Source organism: Variovorax sp. TBS-050B (assembly GCF_029893635.1).
Classification (GTDB): domain Bacteria; phylum Pseudomonadota; class Gammaproteobacteria; order Burkholderiales; family Burkholderiaceae_C; genus Variovorax.
Map to the genome: position 1 here is coordinate 2,821,793 of NZ_JARXYR010000002.1, position 17,663 is coordinate 2,839,455.

15 protein-coding genes are annotated in these 17,663 nt (G+C 69.8%); 3 read left to right on the top strand and 12 right to left on the bottom strand.

Translation table 11 applies throughout. The features are described from left to right. Window positions 1-21: 21 nt before the first annotated feature. From M2165_RS16135 to M2165_RS16150, 4 genes are all read right to left on the bottom strand, one after another. A complete protein-coding gene (locus M2165_RS16135) occupies window positions 22-1,641 on the bottom strand; it encodes an indolepyruvate oxidoreductase subunit beta family protein (protein WP_280815610.1) in 1,620 nt (539 codons plus the stop codon). A 13-nt stretch (window positions 1,642-1,654) separates the two neighbouring features. Continuing rightward, window positions 1,655-3,814: an indolepyruvate ferredoxin oxidoreductase subunit alpha gene (locus M2165_RS16140; RefSeq protein WP_280815611.1), complete on the bottom strand. Its 2,160-nt coding sequence runs from the start codon at window positions 3,812-3,814 to the stop codon at window positions 1,655-1,657. 102 nt (window positions 3,815-3,916) lie between these two features. Beyond that, the gene (locus M2165_RS16145) at window positions 3,917-4,516 is read right to left on the bottom strand and encodes a c-type cytochrome (RefSeq protein WP_280815612.1); all 600 of its coding nucleotides are present in this window, start codon (window positions 4,514-4,516) and stop codon (window positions 3,917-3,919) included. A gap of 17 nt (window positions 4,517-4,533) precedes the next feature. Beyond that, the gene (locus tag M2165_RS16150) at window positions 4,534-5,739 is read right to left on the bottom strand and encodes a PQQ-dependent sugar dehydrogenase (protein ID WP_280815613.1); all 1,206 of its coding nucleotides are present in this window, start codon (window positions 5,737-5,739) and stop codon (window positions 4,534-4,536) included. A 121-nt stretch (window positions 5,740-5,860) separates the two neighbouring features. Here M2165_RS16150 and M2165_RS16155 point away from each other — a divergent pair, with 121 nt between their 5' ends. Together M2165_RS16155 and M2165_RS16160 are read left to right on the top strand one after the other, a co-directional pair. Further along, entirely contained in the window at window positions 5,861-6,766 is a 906-nt protein-coding gene (locus M2165_RS16155) for a LysR family transcriptional regulator (RefSeq protein ID WP_280817556.1), read from the top strand. 119 nt (window positions 6,767-6,885) lie between these two features. Next, complete coding sequence (locus M2165_RS16160) at window positions 6,886-7,704, top strand: HpcH/HpaI aldolase/citrate lyase family protein (protein ID WP_280815614.1); 819 nt, start codon at window positions 6,886-6,888, stop codon at window positions 7,702-7,704. 40 nt (window positions 7,705-7,744) lie between these two features. Here M2165_RS16160 and M2165_RS16165 read toward each other — a convergent pair whose 3' ends face one another. From M2165_RS16165 to M2165_RS16200, 8 genes are all read right to left on the bottom strand, one after another. Next, a complete protein-coding gene (locus M2165_RS16165; RefSeq protein ID WP_280815615.1) occupies window positions 7,745-8,794 on the bottom strand; it encodes a tagatose 1,6-diphosphate aldolase in 1,050 nt (349 codons plus the stop codon). A 7-nt stretch (window positions 8,795-8,801) separates the two neighbouring features. Then, window positions 8,802-9,725, bottom strand: coding sequence for a sugar kinase (locus tag M2165_RS16170; RefSeq protein ID WP_280815616.1), 924 nt, complete (start codon window positions 9,723-9,725; stop codon window positions 8,802-8,804). A 333-nt stretch (window positions 9,726-10,058) separates the two neighbouring features. Next, window positions 10,059-11,123 carry a sn-glycerol-3-phosphate ABC transporter ATP-binding protein UgpC gene (gene ugpC / locus M2165_RS16175; RefSeq protein ID WP_280815617.1) on the bottom strand — a complete coding sequence of 355 codons (1,065 nt, stop codon included), beginning with the start codon at window positions 11,121-11,123 and terminating at the stop codon, window positions 10,059-10,061. A gap of 13 nt (window positions 11,124-11,136) precedes the next feature. Continuing rightward, window positions 11,137-12,111 (bottom strand): alcohol dehydrogenase catalytic domain-containing protein, encoded by a 975-nt coding sequence (locus tag M2165_RS16180; protein ID WP_280815618.1) that lies wholly within the window; start codon window positions 12,109-12,111, stop codon window positions 11,137-11,139. A gap of 12 nt (window positions 12,112-12,123) precedes the next feature. Continuing rightward, window positions 12,124-12,936: a carbohydrate ABC transporter permease gene (locus M2165_RS16185; protein WP_280815619.1), complete on the bottom strand. Its 813-nt coding sequence runs from the start codon at window positions 12,934-12,936 to the stop codon at window positions 12,124-12,126. A gap of 17 nt (window positions 12,937-12,953) precedes the next feature. Next, entirely contained in the window at window positions 12,954-13,823 is an 870-nt protein-coding gene (locus M2165_RS16190; RefSeq protein ID WP_280815620.1) for a sugar ABC transporter permease, read from the bottom strand. A gap of 140 nt (window positions 13,824-13,963) precedes the next feature. Then, window positions 13,964-14,695: an SDR family oxidoreductase gene (locus M2165_RS16195; RefSeq protein WP_280815621.1), complete on the bottom strand. Its 732-nt coding sequence runs from the start codon at window positions 14,693-14,695 to the stop codon at window positions 13,964-13,966. Window positions 14,696-14,699: 4 nt separating this feature from the next. Continuing rightward, the gene (locus M2165_RS16200) at window positions 14,700-16,010 is read right to left on the bottom strand and encodes a sugar ABC transporter substrate-binding protein (protein ID WP_280815622.1); all 1,311 of its coding nucleotides are present in this window, start codon (window positions 16,008-16,010) and stop codon (window positions 14,700-14,702) included. 192 nt (window positions 16,011-16,202) lie between these two features. Here M2165_RS16200 and M2165_RS16205 point away from each other — a divergent pair, with 192 nt between their 5' ends. After that, complete coding sequence (locus tag M2165_RS16205; protein ID WP_280815623.1) at window positions 16,203-17,225, top strand: LacI family DNA-binding transcriptional regulator; 1,023 nt, start codon at window positions 16,203-16,205, stop codon at window positions 17,223-17,225. Window positions 17,226-17,663 lie beyond the last annotated feature (438 nt).

A 17,663-nucleotide genomic window follows, 5' to 3' on the forward strand; every position in this document is an offset into this window, starting at 1 on the left:
GATTCGAGGGGTCAGGCCAGGTCAGGCCTTGACCGGCGGCGGGCGCTTCATCCAGCGGATGGGCTGCGCCTGCACCGGCCGCGGCGCGGCGCCGTGGCGCACCAGTGCCGCATCGAGCGCCTTGCCGCCTTCGTCCGCGAGCGCGGCTTCGCGGGCCGCGGCGATCGCCTCGGCGCGCGCCGGCGCCGGCAGGCCCGAGCGGACCGCGAGTTCGTCGATCACATGCAGCAGGTTGTGCTTGCCGCGCTCGTTGGTGCTGCCGTAGCCCTTGATGAGCCGACCGCACAGCGCGAGCTCGCGGCCCAGCGCCCAGCCTTCGCGCGTGCCGCGCTCCACGGCCGCGAGCCAGCGCTCGATCAGCGCCTGCTCGTCGGCGAAGCGGCTGCCGCGGCGGCGCAGCCACTTGAGCGAGGCCAGCAGGCGCAGCGCACCCATGCCGGCGATCGAGTGGCTGCCCACCTGCAGCGGCAGCGCCCAGGGTTCGCGGCCGCGCGCCTGGCGCCTGCGGTCCCAGCCCGTCACGCGGCGCGCGAGCGAAGGCGGCAGCAGCGCCGCGAACTCGGCCGAGCCGGGCTTGAAGTGGTCGTAGACCTTCACGATGTCTTCCTCGCCCGCGCGCACCTCGGCGCGCACGCGCTCGGCGCGGCTGGCGCGGGCCTTCAGCGCGGCCACGCGCACGATGTCGTCGAAGGCCATCCACAGCGCGAGCCAGCGCGCCGTCTCGCGCGTGATCGCAAAGCCTTGCGCGCCGGAGGGATCGGCCGCGCGCTCGGCCTCGAGCACCTTCGCGAGCCGATCGGCATAAAGCGCGGCATAGGCGGCGTCCTGGTAGTCGGCGACGCGCGCATGGCCGAGCGCGAGCATGTCGTGCACGGCCGGCGGAAAGCGCTGCGCGAGTGCGGCGGGCAGGGCGCGTGGTGGCGGCGGTGCATCGCTGCCGTCCGCCGCCAGCACGCCGCTGACGAACGCGGCCTGCGCACGCGGCGCATGCACCGCATCGAAGGCGGCCGCGAAGCCGCGCAGGCTGGCCGCGGCCATCCTGCCGAGCTTCTCGGGCGCGGCCGCCTTGCCGCCGCCGCGCACCACCTGCTCGTAGGCCTCGCGCGGAAACGGAAACAGGCCGCTGCCCGCGACGGCGCCGAGCATCACCGCGCTCACCACCGTGCCGGCCTCGCGCGCGACCGCGTTCATGTCGAACACATGGTGCTCGCGGCTGAAGGCCTTGACCACGTCGAGCAGGCGCTGCGCATCGGCGCGGCCGTCGCCGGGTTCCATGCGCTCGGCTGTGGTGAAGACGCGCGCCGACGAGCTGATGACCAGCGTGCGCTGCGGCGCGCTCATGCCGTTGCCGATCTGGCGCGCGGTCTCGAGCAGTTCCGAGGACACGATCGCGTCGAGCGCGCCCGGCACCGGACTCAGGCTGAACACCGGGCGCCGGCCGCCGAGCTGCGCGAGCGGCACCGGGAACACCTCGATGTAGTAGGTGGTGGCGCCGGTGCGCTGCGCGACGCCGGGGATGGAGGTGCTCTGGGCCGCGTAGCCCGCGTGGCGCGCGGTCTCGACCAGCCATTCGGTGAGCACGCCGCCGCCTTCGCCGCCGAGGGCGCAGACGAGCAGGGTGAGGGGTTGGGTGTGGTTCATGGTCGATGACTCGTCATGCGGGTTGCAGCGCGCGCACGACCGCGCCGCGCAGGCCATGCAGCAGCCGCTCGTGCCACTTCGGGTTCTGCACCACCTCGGCGCGGTAGAAGCTCGGGCACAGCGTGGCCGCGTGCGCATTGGCGCCGCACAGGCCGCAGCCCACGCAGCCGTCGATCACGGTCGCGACGGGATCGACCTTGAGCGGGTCGGGGTTGTCCTTGAGCGTGAGCGTGGGGCAGCCCGAGAGCCGGATGCAGGCGTGGTCGCCGTTGCACACGTCCTCGTCCACGCCGTACTTCACGCGCACCACGCGCTCGCCCTGCTTCAGCAGGCTCGCGAGCCAGGGCTTGATGCGGCGCTGGCGCTCGAGCTGGCACTCGCCCTCGGCGATCACCACCTTGAGGCCGTCGAAGTCGCTCGTGAGCGCCTCGGTCAGCGTGCGGCGCATGCGCTCCACGTCGTAGGTGGTGACGGTGCGCAGCCACTGCACGCCCAGGCCCTTGAGCGTGGACTCGATGGTCTGGTTCTTGTCGACCAGGCTCTGCTGCTTGTCGACGGCGCGCTCCTTCACCTCGTCGTCGGGCGTGGAGATGATGTCCTGCGTGCCCGTGGCCGAGGTGTAGCCGTTCTTGAAGATCAGCAGCACCGCGTCGTCGCCGTTGAAGAGCGCGCTCTGCACCCCGGTGAGCAGGCCGTTGTGCCAGAAGCCGCCGTCGCCCATGATCGAGAGCGTGCGCCGGTTCATCATCGGCGCCACGCCCGCGCGGCTCGCGAGGCTCATGCCGTAGCCGAGGATCGAGTGCCCCATCGAGAAGGGCTCGAAGGTGCCGAAGGCATGGCAGCCGATGTCGGCAGCGATGTGCACCGGCCCGGTCTGCTGCTGCGCCAGCTTGAGCGCCGAGAACACCGGCCGCTCGGGGCAGCCGACGCAGAAGCTCGGCGGCCGCGTGGGCAGCGGCGCGTCGAGCCGGCGCGCCACGGCCTCGCGACGCTCGCGGTTGCCGGCGAGCCAGGCCTGGGCCGACGAGGTCGCCTCGGTCGCGCCGATGTAGCGCGCGGCGAAGGCGCCGATGCCGCCCGAGAGCACCTCCACGCCGTACTCGCCCGCGGCGGGCAGCATGTCCTTGCCGTGCAGCGGCGTCTGGATGTCGCGCCGCCGCAGCAGGGTCGCGATGTCCTGCTCGATGTACTCGGGCTGGCCTTCCTCCACCACCAGCACCGCGCGCTTGCCCACGCAGAACTCGGCCACCTGCTCGGGCACCAGCGGGAAGGTGACGTTGAGCACCAGGATCGGGATCTCGCTCTCGCCGAAGGCATCGGCCAGCCCCTGCTGCTGCAGGCTGCGGATCAGCGCGTTGTAGAGCCCGCCCTGCACCACGATGCCGAGGTCCGCGTGGCCCCGGCCCGGCATCAGCTCGTTGAGCCCGTGCGCGGCGATGTGGGCGCGCGCGGCTGGAATGCGCGCCTCGCCCTTGAGCTTCTCGTGGCGGAAGGTCACGGGCGGATGCGCGAGCCGCATGTAGTCGAAGCCCGCGGGCTCGGTCATCAGCGCGCGCGTGGAGATGGCGGGCGCGACGTTGTCCTTGCATTCGAAGCTGCCGCGCACGTGGCAGGTCCGGATGCGCAGTTCCATCAGGCAGGGCATGTTCGAGGCTTCCGACAGCCGGAAGCCTTCCTCCACCATACGCACCATCACGCCCAGGTCGGGCCGCGGGTCGAGCAGGCACATGCTCGACTTCAGCGCATAGGCATGGGTGCGCTCCTGGATCACGCTCGCGCCTTCGCCGTAGTCCTCGCCCACCACGATCAGCACGCCGCCCGTGACGCCCGGTGACGAGAGGTTCGACAGCGCATCGGCCGCCACGTTGGTGCCGACGATGGACTTCCAGGTCACGGCGCCGCGCAGCGGATAGTGGATCGAGGCGCCGAGCATCGCGGCGGCCGAGGCTTCGTTCGAGCAGGCCTCGACGTGCACGCCGAGCTCCTCCATGTAGGCCTTGCCCTGCACCATCACGTCGAGCAGGTGCGAGACCGGTGCGCCCTGGTAGCCGCCCACGTAGGCCACGCCCGACTGCAGCAGGCCCTTGGTGATCGCGAGGATGCCCTCGCCGTGGAAGGTGTCGCCGGCGCCCAGGCGCAGCATCTGTACTTCCTTGCTGAATGAAACTTCCAAGAGAAACGGCTCCGTTGAGGTTGATCGATGGGATTCGTTGGATTCCGGCGTGCGTGGTCCCCGCGCCGCGCACCGCCGGCGTTGTTTTTCGCGTGCGTCTTCCTACCTGCCCGGCGGTTTCGCGGCGGCGCCCGGAAAGCGCGCCACGTAGTAGGCGAGGGTGTCGAGGTCCTCCGGTGGTATGCCGCCCAGGGCTTCGCTCATCGCCTGCGTGTAGCCCGCGCGCTTGCCCGAGCGGAAGCCGTGCAGGGTGGTCTTCAGGTAGTCCTCGCGCTGGTTCGCGATGCGCGGCACCTGCTGGCCGCCGCTCAGGTCGGCGCCGTGGCAGAGGGTGCAGCGGTGCGTCTGCGCGAGCGCCTGGCCGCGCGCCATGCGCGCCGCATCGGGCGGCTCGGCGGGCGCGGGGGCCGGCACGGGCGGCAGCGTGGCGATGTATTCCGAGAAGCCGCGCAGGTCCTCGTCCTTCATCGACTTGGCCACGGCCGACATCGCCTCGTTGTCGCGCCGGCCCTCGCGGAACAGGAACAGCTGCGTGATCGCATAGAACGAATGCTGGCCCGCGAGCACCGGCGTGCCGGCCATGTCGCTGCGCCCGTTGGCGCCGTGGCAGGTGGCGCACACGCTGGCGTAGCGCTGCGCGTAGCTGCCGCCGCCCGCCGCGGGCTGGGCCTGCGCGAGCGCCGCGAAAAGGGCGAAGGCCATGGCCGCGATCCGCTGCTTCATCGGCCGCCGGTGTAGCTGATGCGGTAGATCGCGCCCGCGTGATCGTCGCTCACGAGCATCGAGCCGTCCTTGAGCACGAGGAAGTCCACCGGCCGGCCGAGGTAGCTGTTGTTCTCGACGAAGCCCGTCATGAACGGCTCGACCTTCGCGCCGCCCTTGCCGTCGGGCCAGGCGACAGCGACGTCGGCGTACTTGAGGGTGCGGTTCCACGGGCCGTGGCGCGCGATGAACATCGCGCCGCGGTACTTGCTCGGGAACATCCTGCCCTTGTAGAAGGTCAGGCCCAGCGCGCCCGCATGCGGGCCGAGCAGCGCCGCGGGCTTGACGTAGTCGGCGCAGCTCTTGCCCCAGCCGAACTCGGGGTCGGCGATGTTGCCCTGGTGGCAGTACGGATAGCCGAAGTGCGGGTTCGAGCCCGTGAGCACGTTGAGCTCGTCGTTCGGCAAGTCCTCGCTGAACCAGTCGCGCCCGTTGTCGGTGAACCAGAGGTTGCCGGTCTTGGGATCGAAGTCGAAGCCCACCGTGTTGCGCACGCCGCGCGCGATGGTCTCGACGTTGCTGCCGTCGAGGTTCATGCGGAAGATGCGCGCATGCGCCTCGTCGGGGTCGCAGATGTTGCAGGGCGCGCCGACGGCGTAGTAGAGCTTGTCGTCGCGGATGCGCAGGTAGCGCCAGCTGTGGTCCTGGCCGCCCGGCAGCTTGTCGTTGAGCACCGCGGGCTCGCCGGGGTTGTCGAGCTTGTCCTCGATGTTGTCGTAGCGCCGGATCTGCTTGTGCGTGGCGAGGTAGAGCGCGCCCTTGTGGTATTCGATGCCGGTGGCGAACTCGGTCTTGTCGATCACGGTCTTCGGCTTGCGGTCGCCCTTCTCGGGGATGGCGTAGACCTTGTTGCCCACGAACAGCGTGCTCACGAACACCGTGCCCTTGTCGCCCTGGCGCAGCGCGCGTGCATCGAGCACGCCCGAGGCCCAGGTCTCGACCTTGAAGCCCGGCGGCAGCTTGAACTTGGCGGTGGGCAGCTGGTCGGGCGCGGTCGGGATCGGGAACGAGGGCACGGGCGCCATGCGCGTCGCGGCCTCGGTCTTGGGCCGGCCCTTGGCCCAGCCGGGTTCCTCGGCGGGCGGCTGCTGGGCCGAGGCGGCGGTGGCGGCACACAACAACAAAGCGGCGACGAGCGCCGCAGGCGGACGGAGTCTGGCCATCTCTTGTCTCCTTCTTCTCGTGGTGGGTCTTTTCGCCTGCCGTGGGTCGGCGACGGCGGCCAGTGTGCGGGCCGCGCGCGCCGCCATCAATAAAATGAGCGAGCTAAGTAATATGAATGGCATGCATATGGAGACGATGGACCTCAACCTGCTGCGGCTGTTCGACGCGGTCTACCGCGCGCGCAACGTGAGCCGCGCGGCCGAGGCGCTCGGCCTCACTCAGCCCGCCGCGAGCCACGGCCTGGGGCGGCTGCGGCTGCTGCTGAAGGACGCGCTCTTCACGCGCGCGCCCGGCGGCGTGGCGCCCACGCCGCGCGCCGAGCGGCTCGCGGCCGCGGTGCAGGCGGCGCTCAGCACGCTCGACGAAGCGCTGGCCGAGCCGGACCGCTTCGAGCCGCGCGCCTCGCGCAAGACCTTCCGCATCCACATGAGCGACATCGGCGAGGGCCGCTTCCTGCCGGCGCTGATGGCGCGGCTGGGCGAACTCGCGCCGGGCGTGCGGCTCGAGACGCTGCCGCTCGCGCCGGCGGAGATCGCGCCCGCGCTCGACAGCGGCCGCATCGACTTCGCCTTCGGCTTCCTGCCCAAGGTGCGCGACACGCAGCGCAAGCACCTGCTCAAGGACCGCTACATCGTGCTGCTGCGCAAGGGCCATCCCTTCGCGCGCGGGCGGCGCACCAGCCAGGCGCTGATCGAGGCGCTGCAGTCGCTCGAGTACGTGGCGGTCCGCACCCATGCCGAGACGCTGCGCATCCTGCAGCTGCTCAACCTCGAGGAGCGGGTGCGGCTCACCACCGAGCACTTCATGGTGCTGCCCGCGATCGTGCGCGCCACCGACCTCGCGGTGGTGATGCCGCGCAACATCGCGCGCGGCTTTGCCGAGGAGGGCGGCTATGCGATCGTCGAGCCGGCCTTTCCTCTGCGCGACTTCACGGTCTCGCTGCACTGGAGCAAGCGCTTCGAGGCCGATCCGGCGAACCGCTGGCTGCGGCAGGTGATCACCGAGCTGTTCTCGGAAGGTGCTTGAGGGCGGCCCGGGCGCGCCGAGCGTTCAGAATGGATGCGGCGCGCGAACGAAGCGCCGCCCGCCCCCATCCCAGCCTTCCCCCGGCGGGGGAAGGAGAAATACCGAAAGGCTCTTCTTACATGCCCGCACGCAACAGCTTCAAACACGCGCTCGCCGCGAAGATCCCGCAGATCGGCATCTGGTCGACGCTGCCCGACCCGTACATCAGCGAGCTGCTCGCGGGTGCGGGCTTCGACTGGATGCTGCTCGATGCCGAGCACACGCCCGGCGACCCGACCACGATGCTGCGCCAGCTGCAGGGCGTGCAGGCCGAGCGCGACCGGCCCACGAGCGCCGTGGTGCGCCCGCCGTGGAACGACCCCGTGCTGATCAAGCAGTACCTCGACATCGGTGCGCAGACGCTGCTGCTGCCCTTCGTGCAGACGCGCGAAGAAGCCGAGGCCGCGGTGGCCGCCACGCGCTATGCGCCGCACGGCATCCGCGGCATGGGCGGCACGGTGCGCGCGACGCGCTTCGGCCGCGACACGAGCTACGTGGCCGAAGCTGCGAACGAGATCTGCGTGCTGGTGCAGGTCGAGACCGCCGAGGCGCTCGAACAGCTCGAGGCGATCGCGAACGTCGACGGCGTGGACGGCGTCTTCATCGGCCCGGGCGACCTGTCGGCGAGCCTGGGCGTCCCGGGCCAGGTCAACCATCCGACGGTGCGCGCCGCCATCGACAAGGCGATCGCGCGCATCCTCGCCTGCGGCAAGGCGCCCGGCATCCTCATGAACGACGAGCCGCGTGCGCGCGAGCTGCTCGAGCTCGGCGCGCTGTTCGTCGCCGTGGCCAACGACCAGTTGCTGCTGCGCAGGACCGCCGACGAGGTGGCGGCGCGCTTCCGCCAGCGCGGCGCGCCGCCCGCGCCCTCCGCGCCGGCTGCACCGGCGACCTACTGAAACACCGCGCCAGGCCGCAAGGTCCGGCGCGCGGCGCCGATCAGGCGTAGGAGGCGCAGAGTTCGCCTTCGGCCTTCATCGCATCGAAGGCGCTGTAATCGGCCTGCCAGGCATTGCCGGCGCGCCGCGTCAGCGCTTCGAGTTCGGCCAGCGTGGCGGCGCCTTCCTGCTTCAGCTGCGCGGCGCATTGGCCGAGATCGGGGAAGTTCTGCAGCGCCTGCCACCACACCGCGCGGCCCGCGAGGAAGCCGTGCGCACCGGCCGCGTAGGCGTACTCCATCACGCGCACGAACTGCGGCGACGTGACGCCGGCCGAAAGCATCACCCACGGAATGCCCGCGGCCTTGCAGATCGCGCCCATCTGGTCGAACCAGCCCTGCGCAGCCAGGTGCGCGGCACCGCCGTCGCGCGCCGGCAAGGTGGCGCCGGGCAGCGGGCTTTCGAGCTTGAACAGGTCGACGCCGTATTCGGGCTTCGCGAATTCGCGCACGCTCTCGATCACGAGCTCGGGCATCTTCTCGGGCGATTCGATGTAGTCGACGGTGTGGCGCTCGCTCTTGGGAAACGGGTAGACCAGCAGTTCGAGCACCAGCGGGATGTCCCACCGGCGGCATTCCTCGCCGATGTTGCGCACGTAGTCCTTCTGGTGCGCAAGCACCTCGGGCTCGGCGTCGGGGCGGTACCAGGCGAGCACCTTCACGCCGTCGCCGCCGGCGCGCTTGATCTTCTCCACGCTCCAGTCGTCGATTGAATGCGAGAGCCGGCCGCCGGGCGTGTCGCGGAAGCGGTGGTCTTCGAGCGTGACGACGAGGCCGGTGTGCGCGGGCAGCTTCTGCAGCGCGGCGGGGAAGGCGTAGTTCGGGTCGAAGAGCATGGCGCTCGCATGGGCGCCGAGCGTGTCGACCAGCGTGCGCTTGACGGCCACCATGTCGGCAAAGCTCACCTCGGCCGGCGCGATGCCGCGCTTGGCGCCGATCAGCTGCGCGATCGGCGGGCGCTGGTCGAGCGCGACCATGGTGAAGTGGCCCTCGGGCGTGGCCATGCGGCGCATGCCCCATTTCTTGCCGAGGTGGAGGGGGGGCGTTGTCATGTGGAAATCACTCCTTGATGGAATCGACGAGGGACATCGCGGTGGCGAAGTCGGGCACCCCGGCGCGTCCGCCGGGTCGCGTGCACTTGAGGGCCGCCACCGCGGCGGAAAACTGGAACGCCCGCCGCACGGGCCAGCCGGCGCCGAGCGCGAAGGCGAAGGCGCCGTGGAAGACGTCGCCGGCACCGGTGGTGTCGACGGCCTCGACGGCGAAGGCGGGCAGGGCGTGCAGGCCGTCGTCGTCGGCCCAGCGCACGCCATGCTCGCCGAGCGTGACGGCCGCGAGCCGGCAGCCGCGCGAGCGCGCGAAGCGGAGCTGGTCGTCGACGCGCGAGGCATCGGCGGCATAGCCGGCGAGGCCGGGCTCGGAGAACACGGCGTGGTCGCAGTGCGGCAGCAGCATGTCGAACACGGCGGCGTCGGCGACGTCGCCGTCGAGCACGGTCGGAATGCCGCGTTCGTGCGCGGCACCGAAGAGGGCGAGCGCGCCCTCGGGCCAGCGCGGATCGGCGAGCACGGCGTCGGTGCCGGCCAGCGCGTCGAGCGGCAGCCAGGTGGGATCGGCCGGCAGGTCGGCGCCGCGGAAATTGACGATCATGCGTTCGCCGCGCGCATCGACCACGATGCCCGAGACGGAAGAACGTGCGCCGGCGAACAGGCGGAAGCGCGAGACGTCGACGCCGAGCGCGGTGAGCTGCGCCTTCATCTCGCGGCCCGCGCTGTCTTCGCCGGCACGCCCCCAGAACTGCACCGACGCACCGAGCTTCGCGGCGGCCGCAGCCGCATTGGCCGCCATGCCGCCGCCGCCTTCATGCAGATCGTTCGCGCGGGTCTTGCCGCCGCCGTGGGGCAGGGTGTCGACCTGCCAGGTGATGTCCAGTGCGGAGAGGCCGAGGCAGATGATGCGGGGGGTGGGGTGTTCTGTCGTCATCTTCTTCTCGTTTGCTGTCGTTCGGGGCGCTGTTGTTCGGGGCGCGTGCACAGGACACCGGGTACTCCCCTCCGCGAATGTCCCCCGCCTTCGGCTCCTCCTTTATTTCGCTGCGGGGAGCACCCGGTGCCCTGTGCACAGGGCACGCTCGTGGTTTGCGGCCGATCAACCAGTGCTCTGATCCGCTCCCGTCGATGGTGGGCTCCCCGCAGCGAAATAAAGGAGGAGGCCGCAGGCCGGGGGACATTCGCGGAGGGGAGCCCACCGTCGGCGGGAGCGCGCCCCGAAAGAGGTACACCACGTTCACGAAGAAGCGGGAAGCGGGCGTTCATCTCAGCCACCCAGCACCCCTCCGTCCTCGCGGTCGAACAGATGGCACTTGTCCATGTCGAACCCGAGCGTGACCGTGTCCTTCGGCCGTACATGCAGCTCGGGTGCGACGCGCGCCACATGGCGCTTGCCGGCGCGGTCGAAGTACACCAGCGTGTCGGAGCCCAGCGGCTCGACCACGCTCACCTGCACGCGCAGGCCCGGTGCGCCGGCCTCGCGCACCTGCATGTGCTCGGGCCGCACGCCGAGCACGGCCGGGCCCCGTGCGCCGGCAAAGCGCGCCGGCATCGGGAACAGCGTGTCGTCGTCCATGCGCAGGTTCGTGCCTTCGGCCCGTACTTCGAAGAAGTTCATCGTCGGCGAGCCGATGAAGCCCGCCACGAACTGGTTCGCGGGCGACTTGTAGACCTCTTCGGGCGTGCCGAACTGCTGCACCACGCCGGCCTTGAGCACCACGATGCGGTCGGCCATGGTCATGGCCTCGACCTGGTCGTGGGTGACGAAGATCATCGTGGTCTTGAGCTGCTGCGAGAGTGCCTTGATCTCGGTGCGCACCTCGCCGCGCAGCTTCGCGTCGAGGTTCGACAGCGGCTCGTCGAACAGGAACACCTTGGGATTGCGCACCATCGCGCGCCCCATCGCCACGCGCTGGCGCTGGCCGCCCGACAGCGCCTTGGGCTTGCGGTCGAGGTAAGGCTCGATGCGCAGCATGCCGGCGGCGCGGTCGACGCGGCGCGCGATCTCGTCCTTCGGCGTGTTGCGCATCTCCAGGCCGAAGCCCATGTTGTCGCGCACCGTCATGTGCGGATAGAGCGCGTAGTCCTGGAACACCATCGCGATGTCGCGCTGCGCCGGCGGCACGTCGTTCACGCGGGCGTCGCCGATGTAGAGGTCGCCGCCGTCGATCGGCTCCAGGCCCGCGATGATGCGCAGCAGCGTCGACTTGCCGCAGCCCGAGGGGCCGACGAAGACCACGAATTCCTCGTCGCGGATCTCGAGGTCGAGGGAGGGGATCACGGACACGTCGCCGAAGCGCTTGACCAGCCCGTTCATTCGAATGGATGCCATGCGTCGGTCGTCCTCAGGCAAAGGCCAGCAGCGGCTTGACCAGCTCGCCCGCGACGAAGCGGCCGAACATCTCGGGCAGTTGCTCGATGCCGAACTGCGCATCGACCAGCTGGCGATAGCGCGCCTTCTCGGCGCGCAGCAGTTCCACGTTGAGCGCGAAGTCGCTCTTCGGGAAGTAGAAGGTGCGCACCATGTAGAAGTCCTTGCGGCGGATCGCCTTGTTCTCCTGCACCGGCCAGGGCTTGTCGCTCTCGCCGATCAGGATCAGCACGCCGCGCGGCAGCACGATCTCCATGCCGAGGCTGCGCGCCGCATGCGCGCCGCTGCATTCGACGATGAGCTTGAAGCGCTTGCTCGCGTCGCCCACCGGATGCCGCTTCGCGCCGAAGGATTCGGCGAGCTGCAGCCGCTCCTCCTTCAGGTCGGACACGTACACGTCGGTGTAGCCGATGTTCTGCAGCGCGATCAGCGCGCCGATGCCCACCGGCCCCGCGCCGGTCACGAGCACCGGGCCGGTGGTCTCGGGCGGCACCAGTGGCTTCACGAAGCGGATGCCGTGCGCGGCGGTGCCGATGGTGTCGAGCAGCAGCGGCGCGAGCTCGTCCTCGATGTCGTCGGGCACCGGCAGCAGGCACTGCTCCGGCACCGTGAGGTATTCGGCGTAGCCGCCGGGGCGGTTCCAGCCCACGAGCACCGATTCGTTGAGGCACATCTGCGTGTCGCCCGCGCGGCACGATTCGCAGTGGCCGCAGTGCACCGGGATGTAGACCAGGCAGCGCCGGCCGTCGAGCGCGTGGCCCGGCTGCTGCACCACGCCGAAGATCTCGTGGCCCGGCGTGAAGCTCGCGCCGTTGAACCAAAGTTTGGTGTCGGAGCCGCACAGCGCGGTGCGGCGCACGCGCAGCAGCACCTCGCCCGCGCCCGCGACGGGCAGCGGCGCCTCGCCGATGGTGATGTTCCTGTCGCCGTGAAAGATGGCAGCTTGCATGTGGGAGGTCTCCTAACCCTTGACGGCGCCCATGGCCAAGCCCGAGACGAGCCGGCGCTGGACGATGAATGCGAGGACGAGCGGCGGCAGCGCGATCAGCGTGGCGGCCGCCATCAGCGCGCCCCAGTTCGACGCGCCTTCGCCGATGAAGTTGAACGAGGCCGCGATCAGCGTTTTGGTGTCGCCGTTCGACAGCACGAGCGCGAATAGGAAGTAGTTCCACGAGAACACGAACGACAGGATCGACGCCACCACCACGCCCGGCATGACCAGCGGCAGCGCGATGCGCCACAGGATGCGCGGCACGCTGCAGCCGTCGACCTGCGCGCTTTCGAGCACGCTGCGCGGGATGTTGTCGAAGAAGGGCAGCAGCACCCAGATGACGATGGGCATGGTGATCGCCGCATGCGTGAGGATCAGCGCCCAGTAGCTGCCGATCATCCCGGCCTCGCGGAACATCACGTACCACGGCAGCAGGAACAGCGTGCCGGGCGCCATGCGCGCGAGCAGCGTGACGGTGGCCGGCCAGGTGATGCGCGTCCAAGAGACCGCGAAGGCCGCCGGGATGCCGAGCAGCAGGCCGATCGCGGTCGAGCCCACGGTGATGACGGTGCTGTTCCAGACGTAGTGCAGGAACGGCGTGGTGCCGAACAGCGTGCGGTAGTTCTCCAGCGTGGGCGAGAAGAGCAGCTTGGGCGGGTAGGCCGTCACCTCGGCCGAGGGCTTGAAGGAGGAGAGCACCATCCATGCGATGGGCAGCAGGATCAGCATCGCCACGAAGGCGATCTGCAGCAGGTTGAGCCGTTGCACGAGCTTGTCGTTCATGACGGGTCGCCTCCGGTTCACCACGCCACGCGCTTGCGCGCCTGCGTGAGCACCATCACCGCGCCGAGCACGATGGCCGAGAGCGTGATCATCAGCGCGCTCGCATAGCCGATCTCGAACAGCTCGAAGCCCTTGCGGAAGCCGTAGATGTTGAGCGTGTTCGAGGCGTTGCCCGGCCCACCCTGGGTGGTGATGTAGATGATGTCGAAGAAGCGCAGCAGGTCCACGCTGCGCAGGATGGCGGCCGTGACCAGCGTCGGCATCAACAGCGGCAGCGTGATGCGCCAGAAGGTCTTCCAGCGCGAGGCGCCGTCGATCTGCGCCGCTTCGTAGACGTTGGGCGGCAGCGACTGCAGCCCGCCGAGCACGATCAGCGCGACGTAGGGCGTCCACTGCCAGGTGTCGATCATCGCGACCGTGGGGATCACCCAGGCCGGCGAGGCGAGCCAGTCGGAGCGCGGCAGGCCCGCGGCCTCGAGCAGGAAGTTGGCGGCGCCGATGGAGGGATCGAGCACCACCAGCCACATCATGCCGACCACCACGGGCGGCAGCACGAAGGGCGAGATCATCAGCGTGCGCACGATGCCCGAGAGCTTCTTGGAGCCGTGCAGCAGCAGCGCCACCCAGGTGCCGAGCACGAGCTGCAGCACCAGCGAGAGCACATAGAGCACCAGCGTGATCCGCAGCCCGTTCCAGAATTCGCCGTCGCCCGCCATCGCGGCGTAGTTGTGGCCCCAGTTGAAGCGCGGGCTGCCGCCGAAGCTGAACTCGTGCAGGCTGAACCACACGGTGTAGGCGAAGGGAAAGGCGATCATCGCGACCGTGAAGATCACGGCCGGCAGGGAGAGAAACGCGAGCTGGCCGCGCGTGCCGATCGATTGGCTCATGGGATCAGTTCTCCACTTGCGTGGTGTCCGCAGCCCGCGCCGGGAACACCGCGGAACCGGCTTCGCCGGGCCGCTGGTGTTGCCCCCTCGAGGGGGGAGTCGAGCTACACGAAGTGAGCGAGGGACGGGGGTGGGTCATGTCATCCTGCGAGAAAGCCGCCGTCGACGGCCAGAACGGTGCCGGTGACGTAGTGCGCCGCGGGCGAGGCCAGGAACACCGCGCTGCCGGCGATGTCGCCGGGCTGCGCCCACTGGCCGAGCGGAATGCGCGCGCGGATGCGTTCGTAGTGCGCCGTGTCCTGGCGGCCGGCCGCATTGATGGCGGTTTCGACGTAGCCCGGCGCGATCGCGTTCACGCGCACCTTCTTTTCGGCCCAGGCGAGCGCGAGCGACTTGGTCAGCATGACCACGCCGCCCTTGCTCGCGCAGTAGGCCGGAATGAAGGGCAGCGCGACGAAGGCGTTCATCGACGCCACGTTGACGATGCTGCCCTTGCTTCTTTCGAGCAGCGGCAGGCTCGCACTGCAGAGGCGGAAGGTGCCCGTGAGGTTGACGTCGAGCACGCGCTGGAAGGTGGCGAGCTCGAACTCCTTGAAGCGCGCCAGGATGCCGGCGCAGTTGACCAGCGTGTCGAGCCGGTCGAGTCCGCCGACGAAGGATGCGACCTGCGCATCGTCGGTCACGTCGAGCGTGCGCAGCTGCACGCCGGCCGTGCCCGCGAGCGAGCTCGCGGCGAGCGCGGCCTCGTCGACGCCTGTCGCGACCACCTCGCAGCCCATCGCGAGGAAGGCACGCGAGATCGCCGCGCCGATGTCCCCCGCGCCGCCGACCACCAGCACGCGGTGGCCTTCCTGAAAGTCGAACACGGCCATCGGGTCAGTCTTTGGCGATGAGCGCGTCGAGCTGCTTGTCCGCCGCGGCGCAGGCCTCGGCCGGGGACTTCTGGCCCAGCAGCAGCTCCTGCACCGCCTGGCCCACGTGGTCGCGCGAGGCGGGATTGGCGACGATCGGATAGCCCACCTCGGAGGTGCCGGTGCGTGCGAGTTCGTTCACTGCGGCGACCCATTCGGCGCGCACCGGCTGCTCGTCCGTCCAGGCCTTGTAGCCCGGCGACTTGGCCACGGCCGAGCGCGGCGGCGCCACGCCGTCGAGCGCGAGCCTGGCCTGCACCGCCGGGCTGGTGGCCCACTGCACGAAGTACCAGGCGGCTTCCTTGTTCTTGCTGTGCGCCGAGACCGACATGGTCCAGCCGATCACCGTCGGATGCGAGCCGCCGGGGCCGGCCGGCAGCACGGCGATCGCCGTGTCCTTCAGCCGCGCGCCGCCGTCCATCACGTTGCGCAGCTCGTTCGACGACTCGAAGGCCATCGCCGCCTTGCCGCCGCGGTAGAGCGAGGAGATCTGATAGAAGCTGTAGTTCACCACGCCGGGCGGGCCGTAGTCCTTCAGCAGCTTGGCGTAGAGCGCCATCGAGGCCTGGCCCTCCTTGCTGCACAGCTGCGACTTGCCGTCCTTCATGTACTGGCCGCCCATGTTGTGCAGGAACACGCTGTAGGTGAAGGGCAGGGCGGGCTTGAGGCCGCGCGAGACGAAGGGCGTGACGTCCGGCTCGCAGCTCTTGAGCTTGGCCGCGACGGCCTCCAGCTCCGGCAGGCTCCTGGGCAGCGACACGCCGCACTTCTGGAACAGGTCCTTGCGGTAGTAGAGCACCGGGCCCTCGACGTTCATCGGAATGCCGGTGAGCTGCTTCTCGTAGGTGGCGTCCTTGAGCATGCCGGCGCTCAGGTCGGCGAAGTCGTAGTCCGGAGCGGCGGCGGTCTTGACCAGCCCCGACAGGTCGGCATACCAGCCGGCCTTGGCGAACTGCATGCCCTCGCGCGAGGGCAGCGACATGAACACGTCGATCTCGTCGCTGCGCGAATTCATCACCGTGACGAGCCGCTGGCGCATCTGCTGCTCCTGGTAGGAGTCGACCTTGAGCTTCATGCCGGTCTGCTGCTCGAAGTCGTCCTTGTACTTGAGCAGCGCATTGGCCACCGGGTTGTTGTTGGCGAGGAAGGTGACGGTCTTGCCCTGGTGCTTCTTCCAGTCGAAGGCCTGGGCGAAGGCGGCGGTTCCGGTGCACGCAGCGGCCACGAGCAGGGCCATGGTGCGCAGGGCGGGGCGGCGGAAGGTTCGGTTCTTCATGCGCTTTGTCTCCTTGAATGACTTCGATGCGGCGGGCATGGGCGGCAGGCCATGTAACCGTTTACAGAATTCTCTGTATCAGGCCGCCGCGTGTCAACGTCCGAACGGCGCTTTGAGAGGCAAGTTTCTAGGGGATTTCCCCGAAACAGGCATGTAAACGGCTACGTACCGTTTCCTGTAAACTGTTTCATCATGAAGCCGAAATCCGTGGGAATCCGTGACGTCGCCAAGCACGTGGGCGTGTCCACGGCCTCGATCTCGCGCACGCTCAACAACCCCGATTCGGTCAGCCCCGACCTGCGCATGCGCATCGACGCGGCGATCGCCGAACTCGGCTACATCCCCGATGCCGCGGCACGCGCGCTCTCGTCGCGCCGCACGCGCACCATCGGGGCGATCATTCCCACGGTGGACAACGCGATGTTCGCGCGCGGCATCGAGGCGCTGCAGAGCTACCTCTCGCTGCAGGGCTACCTGCTGCTCCTGTCCACCAGCGGCTACGACCCCGAGACCGAGGCACGGCAGGCGCAGAACATGGCGAGCCGCGGCATCGACGGCCTGATCCTGCGCGGCGACACCCACACCGACGCGCTGCGCCGGCTGCTGGCCTCGCAGCGCATCCCCTTCGTGAACGTGGGCGTGTACCACCCCGACAAGCCCTATGCCTCCGTCGGCGGCAACAACGAGGCCGCCGCCTGGCGCGCCTGCCGCTACCTGATCGAACTCGGCCACACGCGCATCGGCATGGTCGCGGCCATTTCGTCGAACAACGACCGCGCGACCGCGCGCGTGGCCGGCGTGCGGCGCGCGCTCGCCGAAAGCGGGCTCGAACTGCGGCCCGAGTGGTACATCGAGGTGCCCTACCACCTCGACGACGCGCGCCAGGGCGCCCGCGCGCTGTTGTCCGCACCGCGCGGCGACTGGCCCACGGCCGTGGTCTGCGGCAACGACGTGATCGCCTACGGCGTGCTGCTCGAGGCCGAGCGCCGCGGCCTGCACGTTCCGGGCGACCTGTCGGTCATGGGCTTCGACGACCTCGAGTGGAGCCGCCACCTCCGCCCCAGCCTCACGACCATGCACGTGCCGACCGACGAGGTCTGGACCCGCGCGGGGGAGTACCTCGTCAAGTCGCTCGCGGGCAAGGCGGCGACGCTGCACCACGAAGTCGACGTGTCGCTCGTGGTGCGGGAGTCGACGGGGCGGCCGCGGGTGTGAGCCCTTCGGCTCGTGCGGGTTGTACCGCCCGCGCGGGTGTTTGGGGCGCGCTCCCGCCGACGGTGGGCTCCCCTCCGCGAATGTCCCCCGGCCTGCGGCCTCCTCCTTTATTTCGCTGCGGGGAGCCCACCATCGGCGGGAGCAAGCAGAGCACTGGTTGATCGGCCGCAAACCACGAGCGTGCCCCGTGCACAGGGCACCGGGTGCTCCCCGCAGCGAAATAAAGGAGGAGCCGAAGGCGGGGGACATTCGCGGAGGGGAGTACCCGGTGGCCTGTGCACGCGCCCTGAACGACAGCGCCCTAAACGACAGCGCCCCAATCGGACGCCGAAGGACAACCGCCAACCCGGGCTTGGCGCAAGAATTGCTCCCGTCACGACAGGGTTTCCCCCTAGGTCGCATACCCGCGCCCACATACGCAATATGGCTGCCGCGGTA

Coding starts and splice junctions, on each gene's coding strand:
- M2165_RS16145 (WP_280815612.1), bottom strand. CDS start 4,516: ATGGCCTTCGCCCTTTTCGCGGCGCTCGCGCAGGCCCAGCCCGCGGCG.
- M2165_RS16200 (WP_280815622.1), bottom strand. CDS start 16,010: ATGAAGAACCGAACCTTCCGCCGCCCCGCCCTGCGCACCATGGCCCTG.
- M2165_RS16135 (WP_280815610.1), bottom strand. CDS start 1,641: ATGAACCACACCCAACCCCTCACCCTGCTCGTCTGCGCCCTCGGCGGC.
- M2165_RS16170 (WP_280815616.1), bottom strand. CDS start 9,725: ATGACGACAGAACACCCCACCCCCCGCATCATCTGCCTCGGCCTCTCC.
- M2165_RS16155 (WP_280817556.1), top strand. CDS start 5,861: ATGCATATGGAGACGATGGACCTCAACCTGCTGCGGCTGTTCGACGCG.
- M2165_RS16205 (WP_280815623.1), top strand. CDS start 16,203: ATGAAGCCGAAATCCGTGGGAATCCGTGACGTCGCCAAGCACGTGGGC.
- ugpC (WP_280815617.1), bottom strand. CDS start 11,123: ATGGCATCCATTCGAATGAACGGGCTGGTCAAGCGCTTCGGCGACGTG.
- M2165_RS16160 (WP_280815614.1), top strand. CDS start 6,886: ATGCCCGCACGCAACAGCTTCAAACACGCGCTCGCCGCGAAGATCCCG.
- M2165_RS16195 (WP_280815621.1), bottom strand. CDS start 14,695: ATGGCCGTGTTCGACTTTCAGGAAGGCCACCGCGTGCTGGTGGTCGGC.
- M2165_RS16180 (WP_280815618.1), bottom strand. CDS start 12,111: ATGCAAGCTGCCATCTTTCACGGCGACAGGAACATCACCATCGGCGAG.
- M2165_RS16190 (WP_280815620.1), bottom strand. CDS start 13,823: ATGAGCCAATCGATCGGCACGCGCGGCCAGCTCGCGTTTCTCTCCCTG.
- M2165_RS16150 (WP_280815613.1), bottom strand. CDS start 5,739: ATGGCCAGACTCCGTCCGCCTGCGGCGCTCGTCGCCGCTTTGTTGTTG.
- M2165_RS16185 (WP_280815619.1), bottom strand. CDS start 12,936: ATGAACGACAAGCTCGTGCAACGGCTCAACCTGCTGCAGATCGCCTTC.
- M2165_RS16165 (WP_280815615.1), bottom strand. CDS start 8,794: ATGACAACGCCCCCCCTCCACCTCGGCAAGAAATGGGGCATGCGCCGC.